The following is a 23,021-nucleotide window of genomic DNA, read 5'->3' on the forward strand; positions in this document are numbered from 1 at the left end:
AAGGACAGGCGCGTGATCTATGCCTTCGGTCACGGGCACTACGGTCTCACCCAGGCCGCTGTTACGGCCCAGATGGTCGCCGGCCTGATCGACGGCCGCACCGGTCCGGTCGATGGGAAGCCCTTTACCGCGCAGCGATTCTGAAATCATTGAATGAGTGGTAAAGAAGGTCGGATCATGTCGGCATCGTCAGTGTGACCGGATGCAGGTATAGGTGAGGGATGAAAAAGCGCGTCAGCCTCGCTCCGCTCGTCCCCCGCTTCCCGCCTGAAGTTATCAGCCATGCTGCTTGGTTGTATCTTCGATTTCCATTGAGACTTTTCTCAGCAAAGTGCGGGAGAGCCGTCTGACGCATACTTCTGATACGCTCCTGTCGAGCGGGAAGGTATTCAATAACGAAGACGAGGCGGGGGTTCACCCCCCGGTTCAAGCGAGACGCCGTAGCGCTTCTGGAAGGCAGCGGCACCCCCGCATACAGATCGCGACCGAGTTGGGATCTCCCCATCAATGCTTCGCAAGTGGCGATCTTGGCCCGTGGGGTGGCTCTCCGGTTCAGGGCAGCTCGATGAGCACTGGGGATCCTCCACCGCACGCCAATCTAGCCCTTGATATCGCGCGGCTGCGGGGCGAATTGGATGGCGCCGTATAGAATGGAACATACTCAAAAAGGTCGCTGGCATCTTCCAGAAGATACCGAAATGTGGGTTGGCTTGATCGAGCAGCATGCCTGCATCTATCCGGCGCGGCCGATTTGCTGCGTGCTCAGGGCGTCCGCCAGCGGCTGCTGCAGCTTCTATTGTTATCCTGGTCTTGCATAGATCGGCTCCAGCTTCCGGCCATCGTGCATGCCGAGGATTAATCACTCAACCCGCCCCTGCCATTCCGGAGGATGGTGAGATATTACATCGCGCGCGGATGGAGCGCATAGGCCAGAGTCAAGTTAGGCTTATTGCACTTCCAATCCGGGGGCAGCCGGTCTACCCGCTGATAAACGGATAGGACGCCTCAAACTTCTCGAACAGTCTAGTCACATCGAGCCGGCTCCGTGGCTTGCACTTCATACAGTCCACGAGGCGCTTTGGAAGGCGATAGTGCCGGAGCTTGAAGGTACGAGCGCAATGCTCGGCCATAGCTATCCTCACAAATTGAGTGAGAATGCGCCAAACGTCGACAATGCTTAGCAAGACGGCGCCCAGCCCCTTGCTCATGGTCTCCGTACCGCTCCTCAGAGAGGCAAGGCACTCCGATGCGTTGCGCGGCTTCAAGGGCAGTCAGACGTCGGGTCACTTGCACCAATCCTCGATGATCCGGCCATAGGCCTCAACCGCTTGGTCGATGCGTGAGACGAGGCAGTACTCGTCCGTCTGGTGCGCCATGGCCGCTTCTCCGGGCCCGAGAATGACTGTTGGCAGGTTGCCCATGGCCGGGGTCAGCGCCGATGCGTCAGTGAAGTAGGTCGCCCCCTGCGGCACCGGCATCTCCCCAAGGAGCGGCGCCATGATCTCAAGGACCCGCTGGATCCATGGATCGGCGGGATCAGTCCATACGGCCGGCACGTCGATGATCGGTGAGATCTCCATTTCGTCGCCTAGAAAGCTCCCGACCATCTCACACACTGAGGCATGCGCTTGGCCCGGCACAGTGCGGATATCGAGGCTCACTTCAGCATGGTCGGGAACCGAGTTGGTGTTCAATCCGCCATGGAAGGTACCGATGTTCAACGTCGGCCCGCCCAATATCGCGTGCCGCTGCACATTGAAGTCAAAGTCCGTCAGCCTCATGACCGCATGCGCTGCCTTGATGACGGCGTTGTCCCCCTTCTCCGGCATGGAGCCGTGCGCGGTCACGCCCCGTGCGACTGCTTTCAACCACAGAGCTCCTTTATGGCCGATGAGCGGGGTGTTGGAGGTTGGCTCGGCGACAATCAGGGCACCGGCCGCGCCCAGGAGCCCCCTCTGCCGGCACAGGTGGTAGGCTCCTTCCGAACCGGTCTCCTCACCGGCGGTGATGATCAGCACGGCACCGGGGCCCTTCTCCAGCGCAGCACGGTGAGCGATGCAGGCTTCGACAAAGGCGGCAACGCCGCCCTTCATGTCGCTGGAGCCGCGGCCATACACCCGATCGCCGTCGATATCGCCGCCGAACGGGTCGACCGTCCATGGCTGCAACCCAAGCGGCACCGTGTCCAGATGGCCGGTGAAGGCAAGCGGTAAGACATCACGGCCGCCGAGGCGCGCAATCAGGTTCGTGCGTCCGTCCCCGAACGGGGTTGCCGTGACGGCAAAGCCATTCTCCTCCAGACGCTTGGCCATGAGGGCTGCACACTGAGCCTCATTGCCGGGAGGGTTGATGGTGTTCTGACGGATCAGCACCTGGGTAAGTGCGACAGCGGGTGAGTTGATCATTGACCTCACTTTCTGAGGAGTCTTGCAAGGACCAGATCACCGGCGGGCGGCTGATCCTGAAGGGGCACGGACGGGATGCAAACTGCGTGTCGGTTGCGGTGCCAGAGGCACTTGGCCCGGGCGTAGGGCCAGATCCTGTCCCTGCAGATCCAGCCCGCTGGCGCTCACCACGGGTTCCTGCATCAGCCAAGTGAAAGCTGACGTGGTCATGAGGTCACCAAGAGCGATGTCGACTTGCACCTCAACACATGGTCGCCTGTCACAATCTAGCCATGCAACTCAGAGAAACTCTCCTTGGCGGAAGGAGCCGATATGCCGCTTCATTCCCGCTATTCTGTTCGGATGGTTGTTGCTTGATTCTCTCAGGGTCCAAGACACTCCTCCCCTCTAATGCGGATTGCTTTCGGCTCCTGTGCCGATGAGGAGAAGCCGCAGCCGATCTGGGATGCAGTCGTGGCTTACCAGCCCCAGATCCTCCTGTTTGCTGGGGACAACGTCGATGGCGATGTCCGCCACGGACGCGATGTGCCCGATGCGGAACTTATTGAGAGCCTGCAAGAGTCATATGCCCAAGCGGCTCAGGTGTCAGGGATGGCGCAGCTCAGGAGCACCATCCCGCCACCTGGGATAGTCACGAGCACCTCCTCGGTGTCGGCCGACGAGCCGTCAGGGAGGCTCTCAACGAGCTTGAGGGCTAAGGCCTGCTCCTCAAGCGGCAGGAGCTCGGCACGTTTGTGCAAGAGGTGGGCGCGAAATCCGCATGCCTGAAGTCGCTCACCAACCGGACGAGCCTATGCTGGCCTGATGAGTGGAGACCCGAGCGACCTAGAGCGATATCGACCAGACGAGGCCATCACCTGCCACATCGACCCGGTTGTTGTTGATCAGCAGGCGCAAGTCGATCAAAGGGTGCCGGGCCCGGAACTCATCCTGATGCTGGAGCAGCCATCCGTTCGCGAAAGTGCTGTTGCATCCGACCGTGACGACCTCCGAAATTTTGCCATGCTCCAGCCGATCGAGCGTCGAGCCGATCCGCTCGAACGCCTCGGTGAGCACGGGCACGAGCACCAGCCCCTCGTCCGTCAAGGCGAGCCCGCGGGGCAGCCTGCGAAAGGGCGTGATGCCCAGCATCTCCTCAAGGCCCTTCACCTGGTGGCTGACCGCAGCCTGCGTTACGCGCAACTCCAGCCCGGCCCGGGTGAAGCTGAGATGCCGGGCCGAGGCTTCGAAGGCTCGCAGGGCGTTGAGGGGGAGATGCGGGCGGGCCATGCTCAAGACCTAGTTTTTCTAATGGCTCTGGCGAGAATTCCTCGTTTGTGGGAATCCAGTCCATCGGTCAAGGTCCGTCAGTCAACGGAGGAAAGGCGCCATGATCACACGCAGACAGTTTGGATATCTCGCAGCCGCTTCCCTGTTCTTTGCCCCGTGGGCCCGTGCCGCCGAGGGTGGAAGCCACGACCGCCTTGCGCAGGTCGTGACTGAGGCGATCCGGCCTGTCATGGAAGAGTACAACGTGCCCGGCATAGCCGTGGCGGTCACGGTCCAGGGCCAGCGCTCCTACTTCAACTATGGGGTCGCATCGAAGGAGAGTGGGCAGAAGGTCACTGAGGACACACTGTTCGAGGTCGGCTCAATCAGCAAGACCTTCACCGCAACCCTGGCATCCTATGCGCAGGTGACGGGCGCCCTGTCCTTTTCCGACAAGGCGAGCCGTTACATGCCCGCTCTCGCGGGCAGTAGCTTCGACGAGATCAGCCTTCTCGATCTCGGGACCTATGCGGCGGGCGGCCTGCCCTTGCAGTTTCCTGACAATGTCACCGATCAGGACACGATGATCGCCTACTACCGGAACTGGCGCCCGGCCTATTCCGTCGGCACCCATCGGCAATACTCGAACCCGAGCATCGGCCTGTTCGGCCATCTTGCCGCCAGGAGCATGGGCAAGCCCTTCGACGACCTGATGGAGCACATGCTCTTTCCGGCGCTCGGCCTGAAACGCACTTACATCCGGGTGCTCCAGGACCGGATGGGCGACTACGCCTACGGTTATTCTAAGGATGGCAAGCCCATCCGGGTGTCGCCGGGCATCTGGGACTCGGAAGCGTATGGTGTGAAGACGACGTCGGCTGACCTCATCCGCTTCGCGGAGGCGAACATGAACGCCTCAACCTTGGACGAGACGATGCAGCGCGCGATCAGGGCGACGCATACTGGATACTACAGGGTCGGCGACATGATGCAGGGCCTGGGATGGGAGATGTTCGCCTATCCGACTGATCTCGACCGACTGCTCGCAGGCAATGCCGTCCAAGTGATGTTCAAGCCCAACGAAGTGACGAGGTTTGACCAGCCATTATCTCCTCGGAAAGACGTGCTGATCAACAAGACCGGGTCGACGAACGGGTTCGGTGCCTATGTGGCCTTTGTGCCCGCCAAGGGCATCGGTGTCGTGATGCTGGCGAACAGGAACTTTCCCATCCCGGCCCGGGTGAAGGCCGCCCACCGGATCCTGACCGCGCTGGACAGCCAGCTCGGCACGATAGAGCCATAGATCACTGCCCGGTGCGCCCATGGACACCGTTAGGAATATGACTCCGCAGAGACGGACATCCGCCGTTAGCCCCGCGCAACTACCCGCGGGTCAAGACTAAGGCTCCATACCTTGAATTAGTGCCCAGAACGCGGTATCTAATCCCAATGTCGTTGATGCAGAACATTGCTGCCCCCAATGTTCCGTGCGCCGGTTGCCCGGCGGGCGCACTCCCTACTGGCGTCTCCGGATAGCAGCGGGATTCGGCTCGGCCGTCCTCTCTCGCCCGGAGACGATGCACCAAGCGGCCTTCCTGACATCAAAGACAGTTTCAGTCATGCTCGCATCCTCTCGAGATCGGCGGGAAGGCTCCATAACCGCCTCCCGTCGTGGAGTCATCTTCGCCCTGCTGATGCTCTGCGCGGTCCTGTCCCTGGCAGGAACCGACCTCATCCTGCCGGCGATCTTTGCGACAGGCGAGGCCACCTCTCAGCTCGTGTTGGCCTCCTACGTCGCCGGCACAGCCATAGGACTCCTGCTCTTCGGGGAGTTGGCAGATCGCCTGACCCCGCGAACCCTGGTTGTATCCTCGCTCGTTGTGTTTGCGATCGCATCGGTGGCTTGCGCCCAGTCACCGAGTATCTGGACCTTGATCGTGCTGCGCTTTGTTCAGGGGACCGCATCGGCGGCCGCACCCGTCTTCGGGCCCGCCATCATCAGACAGATCTTCAGCGAGAAGGCTGGTGTTCGTGCCATTGGCTTTCTCGGCAGCGTCGAGTCCCTCGTTCCTGCCCTGGCGCCTATTCTCGGCGTCTTTCTCCTCGCCAGGTTCGGGTGGCAAAGCTCGTTCGAGCTTGTTGGAGTTGTGGCGATCGCCGCGGCGGCGCTGATATTCGTGCTGGGGCTGCCGCGTCAGCCGAAAGCGACGGGTGCACACGGCAGCTACCGTGCGCTCCTCATGGACCCGGTGTTCATGCGGTATGCACTGTCACAGGCCATGACATTGGCCGGCTTGGTCGTCTTTGTCTTCGGCGCCCCGGCCGTGATCGTGGGGACCATGGGCGGCACCCTGGATGATTTCATTGCCATGCAGGTGTGCGGCGTCCTCGGCTTCATCGTTGCGGCCAATCTGACCTCTCGCTGCGCCGAGCGCTGGTGCACCGAGCGCATCATCTTCTTCGGGACGGCCATGGCTCTGGCAAGCGCCGTAACGATCCTGGCCTATGCCCTCGCCGGCGGGAGCGACAGTGCACTGCTTCCAGCATTGTTCCTCCCGATGAACGTTGGCCTGGGACTTCGTGGCCCGCTCGGGTTCTATCGCGGGATCGTTGCATCCGGCACCAACAGCGCCCGTGGTTCGGCCCTGATCGTCTTCTTCATCCTGGCCGCGACCAGTCTGGGCACAATGGTCGCCGCGCCTTTCGTCAACCAGGGTTTGTGGGCCCTCGGCGCGGTGACCTGCGGGATCCATGCCTTGTCCGTCGGCTTGCTTGTGCTGCTGCCCAGAATGCCTGTGGCGAGCTCACAACATCATGATCCAACAGGGTATGTCTAACACAGGAGATCGGCTTGAAGCAGAGTATCGCGCATATTGCTCTCGTGGTTCGCGACTACGATGAGGCTATCGACTTTTACGTCAACAAGCTCCGGTTTGAGCTGCTCGAGGACACGTACCAGCCGGAGCAGGACAAGCGTTGGGTTGTCGTTCGCCCCCAAGGCGATGGAACGACGTCATTGCTTCTGGCACGCGCCTCCACTCCCCACCAGGAGACATTCATCGGCAACCAGGCGGGGGGCGCGTCTTCCTGTTCCTTCGCACCGATGACTTTCAAATGGATTACGCTGGGATGGTTGAGCAGGGCATCAGGTTCGTTCGCGAGCCAAAGCAGGCTCCGTACGGCATCGTCGCCGTGTTCGAGGATCTGTACGGCAATCTGTGGGATCTTGTTCCATTCACAGACGGTCGGGACTGAGCACCCAGCAGATCGGGCTGCCAATAGAACGTGAACGGGTGGCCTCGCGGAGGCCACCCGAAGGGAACCAAGGATTGTCAGGTTCTGCTGATCGCAGGGCCCCCATCGGCCACCAGAGCGCTGCCCGTGACGAAGGCCGAGGCGTCGGATGCCAGGAAGAGCACGGCCCTCGCGATCTCATCGGGGGTCGCAAGGCGCTTCAGCGCATGAAGGTCCTTGACGAAGGCGACGAGCTCCGGCGTGGCGTCGGGACTGTTGGCCACGTTGGATGGCGTGTCGGTCCCGCCCGGGATGACGGTGTTCACCCGGACGTTCCTCGAGCCGTACTCGGCCGCAAGCACCTGGGTCAGGCCGATCAGACCCGCCTTGCTCGCGGCATACGCGCTCATGCCAGGCATGCCGGCCGTGTGGCCCACGAAGGTCGAGGTGAAGACGATCGAGCCGCCACCCCGGTCGACCATGGCCGGCACCTGGTACTTGGCCCCGAGAAAGGCGCTGGTCAGGTTGGTGTCGATGGCCTCCCGCCAGCCGTCCAATGAGAGGCCCGATACGGGACCCATCTCGCCCACCCCGCCGGCGTTGTTGAAGGCGATGTCCGGCCCGCCGAAGCCGCAAACCGCCGTGTCGACGAGCGTGCGGGCGAGGGTCTCGTCCCGGACGTCGCCGGCAAGGGCAACGGCCTTTCCGCTGGTTGAGAGGATTTCCTGAACGAGATCGCTCAGCGCTCCCTCACGACGAGCCGTCCCCACGACGCTCGCGCCTCCCGGGCGAACAGTTTGGCCGTGGCGTAGCCGATGCCGGAGCTCGCACCAGTGACGATGACGACCTTTCCTTGAAGCATACCCATGTTTTTGATCTCACTGTTGTTGCATGAGACCTCGGTCATGGGGGCAGTCGCCTTGCTCCTGCACTCCGAAACTTGCGGCAGAATTCGGGTGTCGGTCCCTCGGGATTTGTTGATTGAATTCGACAGCAAGCGACGGAGTGTCGGCTCCGTCCGCCGATCCTAGTCTGGGTACTCAACGAACGGAGCACAGGGCCATGTTGAAAGTCATGCCGGATGGCGATACCTGCTGGGCCGCCCTCGAGACCCGGCCGCGGACGGAACCTTCGTCTATGCCGTCCGCACCACCGGGATCTATTGCCGCCCCTCGTGTCTGGCCCGCCGGCCCCGCACCGAGAACGTCACCTTTTATCCGACGTGCGAGGCGGCAGAACGAGCGGGATTCCGGCCCTGTCTGCGCTGCCGGCCGAACGGCCCGTCACAGCAGGAGTAGGACACGCGGGCGGTTGTCGCGGCGTGCCGCTTGATCGATGAAGCCGAGAGCCTGCCGTCACTCGCTGACCTGGCCGAGTCCATGGGATTGAGCCCGTATCACTTCCACCGCGTCTTCAAGTCGGTCACGGGACTCACGCCGAGGGCCTATGCTGCGGCGCACCGCGCGAAAATCCTCCGCGAGACACTTCCTGCCGCCGATATGGTGACGCCCGCCATTTACGAGTCCGGGTTCAACTCGAGTGGACGGTTTTACGCCACGGTCCCGGAGGTTCTCGGTATGGCCCCGACGAGCTACCGGCGGGGAGGCTCACGGACACAGATTCACTTCGCCGTGGGAGAATGCTCGCTGGGATCGATCATCGTCGGCGCTACCGAGAAGGGGATCTGCGCGATCCTTCTCGGCGATGATCCCGAGGCCTTGACACGGGATCTTCGAGACCGCTTCCCGCGCGCCGACCTCGTTGGCGGTGATGCCGGCTTCGAGAGGATCGTCGCGGCGGTGGTGGGGCTCGTGGAACAGCCGAAGGCGGGGCTCGACCTCCGGGGAACGGCGTTCCAGCAGCGGGTGTGGCAGACGCTGCGCGAGATCGGCGTCGGACGCACCGCCACTTATACCGAGATCGCTGCCCGGATCGGCCAGCCGACGGCAGTGAGGGCGGTCGCGCAGGCCTGCGCCGCGAACCCGCTCGCGGTTGCGATCCCCTGCCATCGCGTCGTGCGGGCCGACGGTGACCTTTCCGGCTACCGCTGGGGCGTTGAGCGCAAGCGCGAACTTCTGAAGCGAGAGACGGCAGCATGACGGCAGGGCACACAACCGCTCACGACTGGCCGGTGATCATCGATCACCTCAGCGACAACGGCTGGGCGCCGATCCGCGGACTAATCCCCAGGGAAGCGTGCGAGTGCCGTTGTAGGACTAGACAGAGTTGCAGCTTCAAGGGTTCGTAAAACCTCAGTCCCAATGTTCATGCTGCCCTTGTAAAAGGACAGTCTAATTGACCTTCTATGCTCCAAGCCTCTTTGATTGACCCCTTGGATCTCGCGCGATGGTCGTCCCAATGTCTTGCTGCGATCTATACGGATCAGCACCACTTCTCATGTCGAATCACGATCCATCGCTGGGCGTGCTGCTGGGGTTGGATGAAACGGCAGTCAATTGCGCTAATGCTTTGCGGAACACCTGAGCGGCAGGTCCAAGCGGCTCATCCAGGCGGTGGGCGATATACGCCTCGGAGGACACCTGCCCCTTCCGGCCGAGCGCCGTTGTGGCCACGCGCACTAAGCTCCCTTCACTCAGATCACGCTGCACCTGCCAGAATGGCAGGCGCCCCCATCCCAAGCCTGCCAGGATCATGGCATGCTTGGTGTCCTGGCTGCTGACACGACAGGTCTGGGGTGACAGAACACCGAAACTACGCCCTTCCGACAGGGGTGTGGGATCGCCCAAGACAATCTGAAGATGATCGGCAAGATCGGGCAGGCTAATATCCTCACTCTTTGAGCGCAGGCCTAGCGGATGCACCGGTGAGACCACAGCAACCTGTTCTATGGAGGAGATTGCTTCGAGTGCAATCCGCGGATCACGGAAGTCCTCGCCTACGACAATAGCCAGCGCGCTGCGCTTCTCGATCAGCGACGTGATCGGCCCGCCCAGAGGCTCGACCGCCAGCCGGATCGACACTGAGGGATAGGTCACGCGCATCTCCGTCAATGCCGCCCCGACGGCTGCGATCGGAAACAGGGTGTCAACCGTGAGCGACAACTCGAGTTCAACACCCTCACCGAGATCATGGGCTCGTGCCCGCATGGCATCGACCCTGAGAAGAATGTCACGGGCGTTGGCCAGCAGCGCCTGCCCCTCGGGCGTCAGTACCGGCCGATGCCCACTCCGGTCGAACAAAGCCACCCTGAGTTCAGCCTCCAGATTGGCAATGGCGTGGCTGACCGCGGACTGGACCCGGGACAGCCGCGCAGCCCCCGAGCGGAAGCTTCCGCTGTCCGCCACCGTCACGAAGGTTCGCAGTTGATCTAGGGTCAGCACATCCAGCATGATCTATCCCATCGATCAAACCCATCGATCTTATCTAACTCCCACATATCAAGCATAGGCGTATGCTCCCTGCAACTCACTTCAAGAAGCGGCAGAGGAAGAGCGACGACGAAGGTGCTGGTGCTGTACTACTCGTCCTACGGCCACATCGAGACGATGGCCCAAGCGGTTGCCCAAGGTGCTCGGGATGCGGGAGCCGTAGCGGTGATCAAGCGCGTGCCGGAACTTGTTCCCGACCACAGCGCCCAGAAGGCGGGATACAAGCGCGATCAGGCGGCTGAGATCGCAACCGTTGCTGAATTGCCCGACTACGATGCGATCGTCTTTGGCACGCCCACGCGCTTTGGCAACATGGCCTCGCAGATGAAGAACTTCCTCGACCAGTGCGGAGGCCTCTGGTTCGAGGACAAGCTGGTCGGCAAGGTCGGCGGCGTCTTTACCTCCACCGGCAGCCAGCATGGCGGCCAGGAAAGCACGATTCTCTCCGTCCATACGGTTCTGTTCCACCTCGGCATGGTGGTAGTCGGGCTGCCGTACACCTTCAAAGGCCAGGGCCGGATGGACGAGATCACCGGCTGTTCCCCCTACGGCGCCTCAACGTTGGCCGATGATGGCCAAGGCGGAGATCGCCAGCCCAGCGCCAACGAACTGGAAGGAGCAAGCTTTCAGGGCTATCACGTCGCCAAGATCGCTCGAGTTCTGGCCGCTGCGCGCCTGAAAGAGGCGGCGTGATGATCACAGCAGCGTACGCAGCGATCCCGCGCCACACCCACTGGGGCGTTGTCAGTGTGGTGGTGGGGTCTGGCATCGTCACCGCAATGCAGGTCGGCAAGGCGGCCATTGCCACGCCCCTGTTGCAGACAGACCTGAGCCTTGATCTCGCGGCTGCCGGTTGGCTGACCTCGATCTTTGCTGTCCTTGGTCTCGTGGGCGGGATTCCCGCCGGCACGCTCGTCGCTCGCGCTGGGGATCGCTGGATGCTGATCCTCGGTCTCGGTGTGATCGCTCTGGGTACGGTCATCGGCGCAACAGCGCCAGGGTTCCCCGTGCTTCTGGCCTCGCCGGTCTTGGAAGGTTTCGGCTTTCTTCTGGTCACCGTAGCCGGTCCTTCCATCCTCCATCGGGTGGTGCAGCCCGGGCAGCGCGACCTCGCCTTTGCCCTGTGGAGTTGTTTCATGCCGGCCGGCATGGCGCTTGCCATGCTCGCGGGCCCGCTGTTCAGCGACTGGCGCACGCTCTGGTGGGGCAATGCGGGTATGGCGGCAGCAGCCATCGTGGCAGGGTTGACGATTGTCCCGGCTGCACCAGAACGCGTGTCAGTCTCCTGGAGGAGCGCGGCGTCCGATGCGCTGCGGGTGCTGACAAGCAGGGAGCCCGTTCTCCTGGCGGTGTGTTTTGCCTGCTACAACCTAATGTTCTTTGCCCTGTTCAGCTTTCTCCCGGTGCTGCTGATGGAGCAGATGGAGATCGCGCATGGTACCGCCGGACTGCTCAGTTCCGTTGCCACCGGCGCGAACATCATCGGCAATCTCGCGGCGGGCTACCTGCTGGCGCGTGGCACCAGTCGCTCTGTGCTCCTCTCCGGGGCGTACCTCAGCATGGGTCTCACCGGGATCGGAATCTTCCTGCAGGTTTTTGGCGGTACGCCAACTCTCGCTCTCTGCATTCTGTTCTCCGGAGTTGGCGGCTTGATCCCAGCCACTCTGATCTCATCAGCCCCACTCGTGGCGCCCTCCGCTGCGCTCGCCCCTGTGGTCATCGGGCTTGTCATGCAAGGCAGCAATCTCGGCCAGGTGATCGGTCCTGTCACAATCGGTGGTACAATCGCGTCTTACGGGTGGAAAGCGGCAGCCGGGATCATCCTGATCTCCTGTTTGATTGCCACCATAGCCGTGCTGGTCGTCAGCTTCAGTGACGAGCTGACCCCATAAGAGTGCCTCAGAGGGAGCCAATCGATAGAGCGTCTGTTTGATCATCTCTATGCCATTGGGGCGGAGGCCAAAATGAATCCTAGTCTGCTAAAATTCGACGAAATGATCTTGTTCCGCAACACAATGCGGATCACGAAAGGCCATCTTCACGCGTTCAAGCGAGCCATTATCGATGCGGTTGAATTCGTGGAGGAAAACGGCCCGCAGTTGATGGTACAGACCTTCATCGACGAGCACCGCATGCTCGCGGTCAGCTATCAGCTCTATCCGGACTCCAAGGCTGTCCTCGAGCACTGGCGGCTCGCCGATCCATACATCGCCAAGGTCATGGAATATTGTGTGGTTGCGGAATTCCAGATTCACGGCGACCCAAGCGCGGCGGTACTGGAACGGATGCGCCCAATGCTCGATGACGGTCGGGCAACCCTGACGCCGCGCCTTGCAGGCTTTCTTCGGCTGTAGGGCATCGTCAACAGGCTGTAGATGACCACACTTTCCGGACGATGGGCATAGACCTCCCGGACGGCCGCGAAGGTGGCCACCATGACTACCGAACGACCAAAGGCTTGCAAGAAGCGAAGCGCGACAAAGGGTATTGCGACCAATGACGTTGCCAGACCAAACGATGTTGCTGCGAATAGGATCGCGCCTCCGATAAGAGCGGGCCGCCGTCCGATGCGGTCGGAGATCGGTCAGAAGATGATCTCGCCCAGGCCGAGCATTACCATGTAGAGGCTCAACGTGAGCTGGACGATGGCCGGACAAGTACCGAGAATGCCGGGCATAGCCGGAACGATGGGACCACTTATTCCGGTAACTATCAAACACCAGTTTTGATAGTTACCTATGGGAGATGGAGATGACCCTTAACCGCCTTACTGCTAGCCTAGCGGCTGCTGGCTTCGTGGCTTCGGCGCTCGTTGCCGCGCCGGTTCATGCCGACCCCACACAAGTGCGCTATCGCACCCAAGCCATCGACAACATTGAGATCTTCTACCGCGAGGCTGGCTCACCCGATGCGCCGGCCGCCCTGCTTCTCCATGGCTTTCCCACGTCCTCGCACATGTTCCGCGATCTCATTCCTCGACTGGCGCAGCGCTATCATGTCGTTGCCCCTGATCATCCGGGCTACGGGTTCAGCAGCGCGCCTTCTCCTGCTGCCTTCTCCTACACTTTCGACCATTTGGCCGACATTATGAGCCGCTTCACGCAGGCAATTGGGCTCGAACGCTACGCACTCTACATGCAGGATTTCGGCGGCCCTGTCGGTTTTCATATGGCTGTCCAGCACTCCGAGCGCATAAGCGCGCTCATTGTCCAGAACGCCAATGCATATGAGGAGGGGTTGTCGCCGGCCATGGACGCCGCTCGACCGGCCTGAGAGCAGCGCACACCGGAGACCGAGAGGACACTGTGTGGTTTCCTGACACTGGACACAACCCGGTTTCAGTACCTGCATGGTGCGCGGGATCCGAGCCGGATTAGCCCGGATGCCTGGCTGCACGCCCAGGCGGGGCTCGAGCGTCCAAGCAATGACGAGATCCAGCTCGCGCTCCTGCATGACTACGGGCCAAATCCCAAGCAGTATCCGCTGTGGTAGGCCTATTTGCGTGAGCACCGGCCACCGACCCTCGTCGTTTGAGGCAAAAATGATCCGTTCGTCACGGTTGCTGGCGCACGGGCCTATGAGCGTGATGTGTCGGACAGCGAGATCCACCTGCTCGAGACGGGCCACTTCGCGCTGGAAGAAGACGCCTCAACGATTGCTAGCCTCATGCTCGACTTCCTCGACCGCAAGCTTCCTAATCGCTGAGGGGCGCGTCCATTCGCCAGCATTCTGCTCAGGGCTGACTTTTAGCTTTGCGCTTACACGGAAATTTCGCAGAACGGGGCGTTATGGAATGTAGCGCCACGCGATGGTCCGCTCCGGGTCAAACTGAGTAGTAGCGGATGTCGGTGCGAAGGTCCGCTTACCTTGCAACTGCGGTCTCTAAGCCTACTTCGGCTACGTGCCGATACTGTTGAAAAAGTCCGCAACTGCCGATTCTGGCGTGGTCAGCATACAGGATGCTGGGCCTAGTTTGGCGCGCTAATACAACTAATAGATCGGCGAAGCAGCGCTCGGGAGTTTTTCAACAAAATCTGCCATGAGCCGACATCCCTCGGTCAGTCGGTGAATGCCCAGGTCCTCGGATCGAGCACGTCTGGGGACGGCAGCGTTCCTAGGGCCATCAACGAACGCCGGTAGGATGCCGCCTAGCAGCCGTTGCTTGCCAAATGCACCATAACCAATCTGGCATGCAGCCCGACTTCGCAATTGTGGTCGAGGTTTGGGCTACCATGATAATTGTCGGTTTGACCGCACAATCGAAGATCGGCCCGAGCGTCTGTCCAACCTATGGAAATCGCGTCTGGACGCGCTCCGGCTGCCGATGCCCCTTGATTTGTTCGGCTCGATCAAATGACTTGGCAGTTGGATTGAACGCCTCTCGCGCGATGACCAGAGTTAGAGCAACATCATGACATCTCTCGACGAAACAGACCGCCAGATCCTCGCGATCCTGGCACGTTCCGGTCGCGAACCCTTGAAGCAACTGGCAAGAGCCGTCGGCCTGTCCCGCAGCACCTTGACGGCTCGTCTTCGGCGTCTGGAGCGGGAGGGATTCATTCAGGGCTATTGCGCCATCCTGTCCGACAGCGTCTCGCCGAGGCCGAACCAGGCCGTCCTGCTCGTGAAGCTCGACAGGACGCCCGCCTACGGCGTCGTCGATGCCATCAGGCAGATCGACGAGGTCATCCAATGCCGGTCCGTGGCCGGCGACATCGACCTTGTCCTGGATATTGCCGCCGACGCGGTCGAGACCCTAAACAGGGTTCGGGATCGGGTTTCGACCATGTCCGGGGTCGCCGACGTGCGGACCCACATGGTCCTGGCCACCAACTTCAGAACCGTATTCTCCTGAGACACGGGCCCCCACCTCGTGACGTTGCCGCCCCTACAGGCGGCAGGGATCCTCCCTGAGCACCGTTGCAAGTCGATGCAGGAGATGGGACGCGTCCTCCTGGGTAAAGCAGAGAGGAGGCCTGATCTTCAGCACGTTGTCGAATGGGCCATCGGTCCCGATCAGGATCCGGTGCTCGCGAAGGCGGTTCACGATGTACGAGGCTTCCTTTTGCGCAGGCTCCAGGGTGTCGTGATTCCGGACCAGCTCCACGCCGATGAACAGCCCCGACCCTCTGACGTCGCCGATGATCGCGCTCTCGTCCTGAAGCCCCCGCAGCCCATCCAGCATGAACGTGCCGACGTCCAGGGACTGTGCCTGGAGGCCCTCGTCGTCGACGACGCGAAGGACCTCGCGGCCGATCACGCAAGCAAGCGTACTTCCGCCGAAGGTGCTGAAGAATTCCATCCCGTTCGCGAACGAGGCCGCAATCGCCGGGGTCGTGATCACGGCGCCGATCGGATGCCCATTTCCGATCGGCTTGCCGAGGACGACGATGTCGGGCACGACGCCTTGCGTCTCGAAACCCCATTGGTGGGTGCCGATGCGGCCGAGTCCGGTCTGCACCTCGTCGGCGATGCACACGCCCCCCGCTGACCGGACGGCCTCGTAGGCATGGCGGTAGTAGCCCGGCGGCGGGATGAGCTGGCCGCCGACGCTCGGGAAGATTTCGCAGATGAAGGCTGCGACCCTCCGGTCACGCGCGTGGATCCGTTCGACGGCGGCGCGCACGTGATCGGCGTATTTGCGCCCGGCCTCCGGATCGCTTCCCTTGTACGAACCCCGGTAGGGATCGGCGACAGGCACGACCTCAACCCAGTCCGGCGCGCCCCGTCCCCCGGGACCGTCGAACTTGTACGGACTGATATCGATCGCCGTGTTGGTGTTGCCGTGATAGCCGGCCTCCATGACGATCGTGTCAATGGCCCCGGTGTGGGCCCGCGCAAGCCGCAGGGCGAGTTCGTTCGCCTCGCTTCCCGAGTTCACGAAAAAGCAGACGCTCAGCTCATCCGGGAGCCGCGACGTCAGCGCCTCCGCATACGCGACCTGCGCCGGGTGGAGATACCGCGTGTTGGTATTTAGCAGTCGGTTCTGCCGCTCTGCCGCGGTGACGATCCGCGGGTGGCAGTGACCCACATGCGGCACGTTGTTGTACCCGTCGAGGTAGGTCCGGCCATGCTGGTCGAACAGGAACTGTCGATATCCACGAAGCAAGGTGAGCGGCGCGCGATAGGAGAGCTTCAGGTTTCCCGCGAAGCGCTTTTTGCGCTGGGGCAGGATCTCGCCGGAGTCGATGGTGACGGCGGCGGTCGCCTCGTCGGCCAGGTTCAGGAGGGCCGCCCCGTTCGGGAACAGCTCCATCCATCCGGCGGACTCGTCGGGATCAGCGACGCCTGGCCAATCCGCGCCGCGACCCAGCGTGGTCAGGCCGAGCTGGAAATGGACGTGAGGGGTCCAGCCGCCGTTCTCCGCCCGGTCGCCGATGAGGGCGATGACCTCCCCGGCGACCACGGCCTGTCCAGGGGAAAGCCGCGCAGCGACGTCCGCGGCCAGGTGACCGTAGAGCGTGTAGAACCTGTCGCCCTCCGGTGTCGCGTGCTCCAGGACCGCGACGCCGCCGTAGTCGAGCGGCGCGGTCCGCAGTTCTACGGCGTGGACGATCCCGTCCAAGGGTGCTCGGACTTCCGTGCCGGCGTCGATGAACACATCGACGGCGATGTGAACGGAGCGCCTGTGGGATCCTGCATAGGGAGTCTTCCTGAACTCGGGCCCGGTATAGATGAGACGCGGCTCGCCATATCGGCCGAGTCCTGCCTCCGCGCCCCTCATCGCTTCCGCGACTGCATCGTCCAGGTCGTCGGGATCGAGCGCGAACGGGTTGCGCGGCGATGCGGGGCTGGCGACGCTCAGGTCGATGACCGGAATCCCGTCCAGGCTCCGCCCGAACATCGGCGCGAACCGGCCCCGTCGGCTTGCGATCCAGCCCATCACGGCGTCGGCACGGGGATGTCCGGCGCGCCCGCACGAGACGCGAAGGCATGACAGGACCCAATCGCGCGGAAGGCCTGAGCTCGTCTCCAGGAAGTTCCAGGCCGGTTGCTCGGACACCGTGACATAGGGGTCGTCGGGCTTCTCCCGCTTGACGATGGCGGAGTTCGTAACGCTCACGGCAAGTCGCGTCAGGACGAGAGGATAGATCAAGGCGAGTTCTTCATCGCTCAGCGGCCGGACGCTGTCGTACCCGGCGACGAGCGCCGCAAGGGCCGCAATGGGCCGCTCCTGGCCGAGAACCGCGTAAGCTCCGGCGATCGCGAGTTCCGCAACCGCCGGGCCATCGATCATGTCGCCGAAGTCGATGATGCCCGAGAGCCGCGGCTCTCCCGTGCCCGCATCCACGAGCATGTTGTAGTCGTTGATGTCGTTGTGGATCGCGGTGCTGGGAAGCGCGGTCAGGCGCCCCAGCAGGCAGCCTTCGAATTCGGCGACGATCCGTTCGACGATCGCCCGCCTGTCGGCACCGTCGATCAGGCCGATCGAACCGCGGATCCATCCCGATCGGCGGAGATCCCATTTGATCTCCCGTCCGAGAGCAGGATGGGCGAAGCCCTCAAGAGCCCGATCCATGGCCGCCAGGGTCGCGCCGATCTCGCGCAGCAGCGACAGGGGCTGCGGGTTGGTTTGCGCGTAGACCCGGCCGGGAAGGCTCGTGATGAGCCAGACCAGCCGTTCCCGACCGTCCCAATCGGGAGCGGACACGAACAGAGAACCATCCCGTGGCCTCACGACGCGAGGCACAACCACCTCCGGACCGTGCTGCGCGACGTGGTTGAGCGCCTGGCATTGCACCTCGATGAGCGAGCTCTCGCATCCGAGCCGCATCACCTTCAGGACATGGGTTCTCCCTCCGTCCTGATGCACGGCGAAATTCAAGTCGTATTCCCCGTCCAGGGGAGTGAGGGAGGCCCGGATGCCATAATGCTCCAGGAGCACATTCGCCCACCACGTTGCGCTGTCCGCCTGGACGGGACACATCGACGATGCCTCCGGCATGTTCATTTCCTTCTTTGCGATCCTGCTCGCAGGTCCGACATCCCCGGCGGCGCGGGCCGAGTTCTCAGATGCGACATGGTCGGAGCACATTAGTCCCCTCCCAGGCGGCGGTCGCCAAGCCGGATTCGCTGATAGGCCGTCACTTTGCTGAACTCGACCGCCATTATGCCGGACGAGTTCGACCCGAAACCGACATCACCACGAGGCGATGGACCGCGGCTTGGCCCACCCTGCTTGAGGTGAACACGGTTTTCTTGAACATCCCGGACATGATCCCGGTGTGAGACGGGCGCGGGAAGTCGCCGAGGGAAGGTCTGAACTGGGTCAAACAAGGAAATCTCCTGCCGTTCGTGAGCGTCCGGTGTGCCCGCCTAAAGCTGACATTCGAGCTAATTCCGCGTCGTGCCAGGGCCGGACCTTACCCTGGCAGCCAAATTGATCGCTCGGCTTATTGAGCCAAGACGTCCCACCACTCCCTCTGAGTTAAAGGCTGGAGGTGGGACCTTCAGGTTTCACTCTCATCAGTGAACCCAAATCTGGATTTCTATGCCTGATGGGTCAGCCTCAGGAGCGAACCCCGCTCACGCCGAAAGTGAGCCCTTGTGAGATCGGCTGCTCTCGACGAACTTTCGAATACGCTGCTGCTCCTCGCAGAGAAGCTGGCGCGTTTGGGCAAGCTGTTGCCCGATGTCACCTTCAGCGTGGTCTGAGCCAAGGCTCAGGTGAATATCTGCTGCGGCCAAGCCTTGCAGGACACCGTCATGAAGGTCATGCGCCAGACGCTCCCTCTCTCTTGCCCCCGCGGCCTCCTGCAGTTCGCTGCGCAGCCAGTGGTGTTCCAAGTCGATGCCAAGGCGAGTTGCAACAAGTTCTGCCAGCAGAAGATCATGATCGTCGCTTGCTTCCCTATCCAGAAGAAAGACGCGGCCGTGGCAAACTTGCAGGAAGAAAGGTGCTGTGATCGTGCTTTGAATTGAGAATGTCTGTCCCAGCTCCTTGTCGATCATCTCACCGGTGGGCGTTCCTTTCATAGCCAGCCGATCTATCCTTCTCCCTCTGGATGGAACTCCGAATGTTCTACGGGTCAGGGCTGCCGCAACAAGATCACCAAAGCGGTCTGGCGGCTCCCGGCTGTACCTGAACCCCTCCTGAGACCAGATGGCAACTTCCCGAAACGGCTCCTCACACATCTCCCAAACAATGAGCGCACGTGGCACTCGCATGATTTGAGCCGCATGTGCGAGTGCGGAGCTGATGGGGATCTGAAGTTCCTGGTCGTGATCCGGTCCCGGCCAGGCAGAGAGCCTGGCCGATTGTCTGCGGCCACGTTCCTTCAGCGCACTCATAATGGCCTCTCCCTCGATGGCATCCTTTGCCCCGCCGCCCTCGACGATCATGCACTCACAAGCTCACTCCTCTCGCCAGGCGCGGCTGAGCTGATCAGAGAGAGGTTTTACCAGGTAGGACGCTGCGGTACGCTCGCCTGTCTGAACGAAGGCCTCAACCGGCATGCCGGGCACGAGCTTGAGACCCTTGAGCCGACCCAGCTCGCTCTCGCTCGTTTCGATCCGGGCCGTGTAGAAGGCAATCCCCGTCTTCTGATCCTGGGTCAGATCGGCGGCGATCCGGCTGATCGTTCCCTGGATTTCAGGCGTGGTGCGCTGGTTGAAGGCAGACAGCCGCAGCACCGCCTCCTGTCCGATCTTCATCTGATCGATGTCCTGTGGCTGGATCTTGACCTCGATCGACAGGTCGTCGGCCTCAGGGACGATAAGCATCAGCGGATCGCCGGCAGCGATCACGCCGCCGACCGTGTGGACCGCCAGCTGATGCACCACGCCGGCCTGCGGTGCACGGATGTCGATGCGCTTGAGCTGGTCTTGCGCCGCAACCCGCTTTTCAACCAGTTCCGCGTTCTTGGCCTGTATCTCCCGCAACTCCTTGGCCACCTCGCTTCGAAGCTCCTGGTCAATCTGGATGATCTGCAGATCGGTTTCGGAGATCCGCCCCTTGGCCTGAGCCACCGATGCGATCAACTGGCCGCGTTCGCCCCTCAGCCGCGTCGCCTCCCGCTCCAGCTGCGTTACACGGGTGATTGGAACGAGGTTCTTGCGCCATAGCTCCCGCACGCCCTCCAGTTCGTTCTGGATCAGCTTGATCTCGTCAGCCTTGGCGCCCGCCTGCTCCTCAAGACCTACAATCTGTTCGCGCAGTTGACCGATCTGCTGCTTCAGCTGAGCCCGCAGGCCATCTCGCGCTTCGCGCCGCAGCCTGAACAGGCTCTGCTCCCCCATGATCAGGCTCGCAATCTCGGTGTCGGACGAGCGGGCCTGAAGCTCCGGGTGAACTTTGATGATGGGAAGCCCATCCCGCTCAGCCTCCAGCCGCCCCTGTCGTGCGGAGAGTTCATCCAGGCCCTTGGTCACCACCGCCAGGTTAGCCCGCGTGATGGTCTCGTCCAGACGCACCACCAGGTCACCGGCCTGAACCCGGTCTCCGTCCCGCACGCGGATCTCGCCCACCACACCACCGGTGGGGTGCTGCACCTTCTTCACATGGCTGTCGACGACGACCGAGCCAGGCGCCACAACAGCACCTGACAATTCTGCCGTTGCCGCCCATCCGCCCATGCCCCCGCCCAGCAGCACCAGCACGGACAGACCGGCCAGCAAATGCCCGCGCAGCGAACGATCCATTGTCTCTTTCTCCTGGGTCTTCACGCCACCTCTCCCATCGCTCGCATCGGAACTGCCATCGGCCGCACCTTATCGCGCAGAACCTCGTCCTTCGGCCCGAACGCCTTCATCTCGCCACCTGCCATAATCAGAGCCTGGTCGAGCGCTGCCATCACGCTGGGGCGATGGGCAATCACCACGGCGATACCGCCACGGGCACGCACGCTCAAAAGGGCCGCGATGAGAGCTTGCTCGCCGTCAGCATCCAGGTTGGAATTCGGCTCGTCCAGGACCACCAGGAAGGGATCGCCGTAGAGCGCACGGGCCAGGCCCAAGCGCTGGCGCTGACCAGCGGACAGAGCTGCTCCCCTCTCGCCGATTGGCGTCTCGTAGCCCTGCGGCAGCGACAGGATAAGGTCATGCACGCCTGCCAGGGTCGCAGCCTGGATCACCAGATCGGGATCGTCGCCCTGACGAAAGCGCGCGATGTTCTGCGCCACCGTACCGGCAAACAGCTCCACGTCCTGCGGCAGGTACCCGACATGGCGCCCGAGCATCTCCGGCAGCCACTGGTCCAAGGCGGCTGCGTCAAGGCGCACCTTGCCACGGACCGGCATCCATGCCCCGACGAGCGCGCGGGCCAGACAGGACTTGCCCGAACCGCTTGGGCCAACAATGCCCAGCCCCATGCCGCTCTTGAGATGAAACGTCACATCCCTGACCAACAGGCGCGGATCGCCCGGCGGCGTGATACTGACGCCCTGCACCGAGAGGGTTGAGACCGGCTTGCGCAAGGGGAGTGGCTCATCACGGGCTGGGATGGCGGCAAGCAACTCGCCGAGACGCCGCCAGCCCTGACGGGCTGCGATGAAGCCCTTCCAGTGCGCAATGGCGAGCTCCACAGGCGCCAGAGCACGGGCCGAGATGATGGAGGCCGCGATGATGACGCCGCCTGTCGCCTCGCCCCAGATCACGAGCAATGCACCGACGCCAAGGACTGCTGACTGCAGGGCCATCCGCAGCACCTTCGACATGGCCCCGAACCCGCCCGACACATCGGCCAGACGCTGTTGACCGGCCATGAAGTGCTGGTCGGCCTCATGCCACTGGACTGCTACCGCAGGAGCCATGCCCATGGCACTGACCACCTCGGCATTGCGCTGTCCGGCCTCCGCGAGTGCGTGGCGGGTTCCTGCAACTTGCATGGCATCCTTGGAGGCGCGACGCGAGAACAGCTCTGTCAGCAGCATCAGCGTGATCAGCACGAGGGCTCCACCCAGTGCGGTCCAGCCGATCAGAGGATGAAAGAGAAAACAGATGGCAAGATAGAACGGCAGCCATGGCAGATCGAACAGCGCCAGGGGCCCGCCCGAGGAGAGAAAGGACCGTACCTGATCGAGATCCCGCATGGGCTGCTGAGCGTCGATAGTGGTGCGCATCAGCGGCAAGCGCAGCGCCATGCCGAAGACACGACTGCTCAAACGCTCATGGAGCAAACCGGCCACGCGCCCGAGCATGCGGGCGCGGATGAGATCAAGCAGGCCCTGCATCAGAAACAGACCGGCAACGAGGAGCGCAAGGCCCACGAGCGTCGGAACACTGCGTGATGGGATCACCCGATCATAGACCTGCAGCATGAACACCGAGCCGGTCAGCGTCAGGATGTTGAGCACTCCACTGAACAGGCCGACCCCAAGAAGGGCCATGCGTGAAGGTTTAAGGGCCTCTCTCAGCTCAGACTGCCTCAGGGTACCAGGTCGCACCATGCTTCACCGTTCGGGTTCGAGTTCAGAATGAAAGGAACGCCCACAGCGGATGCGCCAAAGGTCAGGCCTTTGGCGCTCGCATCTTGCCGCGATGTTGGGGTATCCACCGCCTGCCGCAGCAGGTCGAATTGTATGAGACGAGAATACCTGAGGCAGAAACTAACTAAATATACCGTTGGTTATAGTATTTTAACTTGGCAATATTCTTGAGTTCATCGTCTGCCGCCAAGTCAATCCTCAGTATTCCGCGCCGTCTATACCATCCGGTATATATTCATTCCTCTGATCTTCGGGCACAAGGCTCACCATCGATCGCAGCATCTGGGCCGCCTCACAGGCGGGCCACGGCAAGAATGACG

Annotated in this window: 15 protein-coding genes and 5 pseudogenes; 9 read left to right on the top strand and 11 right to left on the bottom strand. The window is 62.2% G+C overall.

Features of this window, described 5'->3' with window-relative positions; all coding sequences use genetic code 11:
* Positions 1 to 1,283: 1,283 nt before the first annotated feature.
* From AC0QTX_RS24975 to AC0QTX_RS24990, 4 genes and pseudogenes are all read right to left on the bottom strand, one after another.
* Entirely contained in the window at positions 1,284 to 2,405 is a 1,122-nt protein-coding gene (locus AC0QTX_RS24975; protein WP_474606512.1) for a M20 family metallopeptidase, read from the bottom strand.
* A gap of 387 nt (positions 2,406 to 2,792) precedes the next feature.
* Positions 2,793 to 2,963: a hypothetical protein gene (locus tag AC0QTX_RS24980; protein WP_474606513.1), complete on the bottom strand. Its 171-nt coding sequence runs from the start codon at positions 2,961 to 2,963 to the stop codon at positions 2,793 to 2,795.
* Positions 2,964 to 2,983: 20 nt separating this feature from the next.
* Positions 2,984 to 3,145: a hypothetical protein gene (locus AC0QTX_RS24985; RefSeq protein ID WP_474606514.1), complete on the bottom strand. Its 162-nt coding sequence runs from the start codon at positions 3,143 to 3,145 to the stop codon at positions 2,984 to 2,986.
* A 94-nt stretch (positions 3,146 to 3,239) separates the two neighbouring features.
* A pseudogene (locus tag AC0QTX_RS24990) lies at positions 3,240 to 3,674 on the bottom strand (LysR family transcriptional regulator); the annotation flags it as partial.
* A gap of 100 nt (positions 3,675 to 3,774) precedes the next feature.
* Between AC0QTX_RS24990 and ampC the strand changes: the two are divergent.
* The 3 genes and pseudogenes from ampC to AC0QTX_RS25005 all read left to right on the top strand — a co-directional run bounded on the left by ampC (position 3,775) and on the right by AC0QTX_RS25005 (position 6,908).
* Positions 3,775 to 4,956, top strand: coding sequence for a class C beta-lactamase (gene ampC, locus AC0QTX_RS24995; protein ID WP_474606515.1), 1,182 nt, complete (start codon positions 3,775 to 3,777; stop codon positions 4,954 to 4,956).
* A gap of 316 nt (positions 4,957 to 5,272) precedes the next feature.
* A complete protein-coding gene (locus AC0QTX_RS25000) occupies positions 5,273 to 6,490 on the top strand; it encodes an MFS transporter (protein ID WP_474606516.1) in 1,218 nt (405 codons plus the stop codon).
* Between the two features lie 14 nt (positions 6,491 to 6,504).
* Positions 6,505 to 6,908, top strand: a pseudogene (locus AC0QTX_RS25005) (VOC family protein).
* Positions 6,909 to 6,985: 77 nt separating this feature from the next.
* On the opposite strand, the pseudogene AC0QTX_RS25010 reads toward AC0QTX_RS25005, so the two are convergent.
* A pseudogene (locus AC0QTX_RS25010) lies at positions 6,986 to 7,755 on the bottom strand (SDR family oxidoreductase).
* A gap of 223 nt (positions 7,756 to 7,978) precedes the next feature.
* On the opposite strand from AC0QTX_RS25010, the pseudogene ada reads away from it, so the two are divergent.
* A pseudogene (gene ada, locus AC0QTX_RS25015) lies at positions 7,979 to 8,986 on the top strand (bifunctional DNA-binding transcriptional regulator/O6-methylguanine-DNA methyltransferase Ada).
* A gap of 306 nt (positions 8,987 to 9,292) precedes the next feature.
* On the opposite strand, the gene AC0QTX_RS25020 reads toward ada, so the two are convergent.
* Positions 9,293 to 10,237 (bottom strand): LysR family transcriptional regulator, encoded by a 945-nt coding sequence (locus tag AC0QTX_RS25020; protein WP_474606517.1) that lies wholly within the window; start codon positions 10,235 to 10,237, stop codon positions 9,293 to 9,295.
* Between the two features lie 114 nt (positions 10,238 to 10,351).
* Between AC0QTX_RS25020 and wrbA the strand changes: the two genes are divergently transcribed.
* The 3 genes from wrbA (at position 10,352) to AC0QTX_RS25035 (ending at position 12,630) form a co-directional block, all read left to right on the top strand.
* The gene (gene wrbA / locus AC0QTX_RS25025; RefSeq protein ID WP_474606518.1) at positions 10,352 to 10,969 is read left to right on the top strand and encodes an NAD(P)H:quinone oxidoreductase; all 618 of its coding nucleotides are present in this window, start codon (positions 10,352 to 10,354) and stop codon (positions 10,967 to 10,969) included.
* Complete coding sequence (locus AC0QTX_RS25030) at positions 10,969 to 12,168, top strand: MFS transporter (RefSeq protein ID WP_474606519.1); 1,200 nt, start codon at positions 10,969 to 10,971, stop codon at positions 12,166 to 12,168. The genes wrbA and AC0QTX_RS25030 overlap by 1 nt, the downstream gene beginning before the upstream one ends.
* A gap of 72 nt (positions 12,169 to 12,240) precedes the next feature.
* Entirely contained in the window at positions 12,241 to 12,630 is a 390-nt protein-coding gene (locus tag AC0QTX_RS25035; protein ID WP_474606520.1) for a hypothetical protein, read from the top strand.
* 5 nt (positions 12,631 to 12,635) lie between these two features.
* Here AC0QTX_RS25035 and AC0QTX_RS25040 read toward each other — a convergent pair.
* Positions 12,636 to 12,968, bottom strand: a pseudogene (locus tag AC0QTX_RS25040) (MFS transporter); the annotation flags it as partial.
* Positions 12,969 to 13,027: 59 nt separating this feature from the next.
* Between AC0QTX_RS25040 and AC0QTX_RS25045 the strand changes: the two are divergent.
* Both AC0QTX_RS25045 and AC0QTX_RS25050 read left to right on the top strand, forming a co-directional pair.
* A complete protein-coding gene (locus AC0QTX_RS25045) occupies positions 13,028 to 13,549 on the top strand; it encodes an alpha/beta fold hydrolase (protein WP_474606521.1) in 522 nt (173 codons plus the stop codon).
* Between the two features lie 1,138 nt (positions 13,550 to 14,687).
* Positions 14,688 to 15,131, top strand: coding sequence for an Lrp/AsnC family transcriptional regulator (locus AC0QTX_RS25050; protein ID WP_474606522.1), 444 nt, complete (start codon positions 14,688 to 14,690; stop codon positions 15,129 to 15,131).
* Positions 15,132 to 15,164: 33 nt separating this feature from the next.
* On the opposite strand, the gene AC0QTX_RS25055 is transcribed toward AC0QTX_RS25050, so the two are convergent.
* The 4 genes from AC0QTX_RS25055 to AC0QTX_RS25070 all read right to left on the bottom strand — a co-directional run bounded on the left by AC0QTX_RS25055 (position 15,165) and on the right by AC0QTX_RS25070 (position 22,662).
* Complete coding sequence (locus AC0QTX_RS25055) at positions 15,165 to 18,311, bottom strand: aminotransferase class III-fold pyridoxal phosphate-dependent enzyme (protein ID WP_474606523.1); 3,147 nt, start codon at positions 18,309 to 18,311, stop codon at positions 15,165 to 15,167.
* 491 nt (positions 18,312 to 18,802) lie between these two features.
* Positions 18,803 to 19,618 carry a histidine kinase gene (locus AC0QTX_RS25060; protein ID WP_474606524.1) on the bottom strand — a complete coding sequence of 272 codons (816 nt, stop codon included), beginning with the start codon at positions 19,616 to 19,618 and terminating at the stop codon, positions 18,803 to 18,805.
* Between the two features lie 12 nt (positions 19,619 to 19,630).
* Positions 19,631 to 20,917 (bottom strand): HlyD family type I secretion periplasmic adaptor subunit, encoded by a 1,287-nt coding sequence (locus AC0QTX_RS25065; RefSeq protein WP_474606525.1) that lies wholly within the window; start codon positions 20,915 to 20,917, stop codon positions 19,631 to 19,633.
* Between the two features lie 20 nt (positions 20,918 to 20,937).
* Positions 20,938 to 22,662, bottom strand: a complete 1,725-nt coding sequence (locus tag AC0QTX_RS25070) for a type I secretion system permease/ATPase (protein ID WP_474606526.1) — start codon at positions 22,660 to 22,662, stop codon at positions 20,938 to 20,940.
* Between the last annotated feature and the right edge of the window lie 359 nt (positions 22,663 to 23,021).

The organism is Microvirga sp. jy35, assembly GCF_056148915.1.

Bases quoted from the DNA above. Each gene is read 5' to 3' on its own strand.
- AC0QTX_RS24975 (WP_474606512.1), bottom strand. From the start codon at position 2,405: ATGATCAACTCACCCGCTGTCGCACTTACCCAGGTGCTGATCCGTCAG.
- ampC (WP_474606515.1), top strand. From the start codon at position 3,775: ATGATCACACGCAGACAGTTTGGATATCTCGCAGCCGCTTCCCTGTTC.
- AC0QTX_RS25000 (WP_474606516.1), top strand. From the start codon at position 5,273: ATGCTCGCATCCTCTCGAGATCGGCGGGAAGGCTCCATAACCGCCTCC.
- AC0QTX_RS25020 (WP_474606517.1), bottom strand. From the start codon at position 10,237: ATGCTGGATGTGCTGACCCTAGATCAACTGCGAACCTTCGTGACGGTG.
- AC0QTX_RS25030 (WP_474606519.1), top strand. From the start codon at position 10,969: ATGATCACAGCAGCGTACGCAGCGATCCCGCGCCACACCCACTGGGGC.
- AC0QTX_RS25035 (WP_474606520.1), top strand. From the start codon at position 12,241: ATGAATCCTAGTCTGCTAAAATTCGACGAAATGATCTTGTTCCGCAAC.
- AC0QTX_RS25045 (WP_474606521.1), top strand. From the start codon at position 13,028: ATGACCCTTAACCGCCTTACTGCTAGCCTAGCGGCTGCTGGCTTCGTG.
- AC0QTX_RS25050 (WP_474606522.1), top strand. From the start codon at position 14,688: ATGACATCTCTCGACGAAACAGACCGCCAGATCCTCGCGATCCTGGCA.
- AC0QTX_RS25055 (WP_474606523.1), bottom strand. From the start codon at position 18,311: ATGTGCTCCGACCATGTCGCATCTGAGAACTCGGCCCGCGCCGCCGGG.
- AC0QTX_RS25060 (WP_474606524.1), bottom strand. From the start codon at position 19,618: ATGATCGTCGAGGGCGGCGGGGCAAAGGATGCCATCGAGGGAGAGGCC.
- AC0QTX_RS25065 (WP_474606525.1), bottom strand. From the start codon at position 20,917: ATGGATCGTTCGCTGCGCGGGCATTTGCTGGCCGGTCTGTCCGTGCTG.
- AC0QTX_RS25070 (WP_474606526.1), bottom strand. From the start codon at position 22,662: ATGGTGCGACCTGGTACCCTGAGGCAGTCTGAGCTGAGAGAGGCCCTT.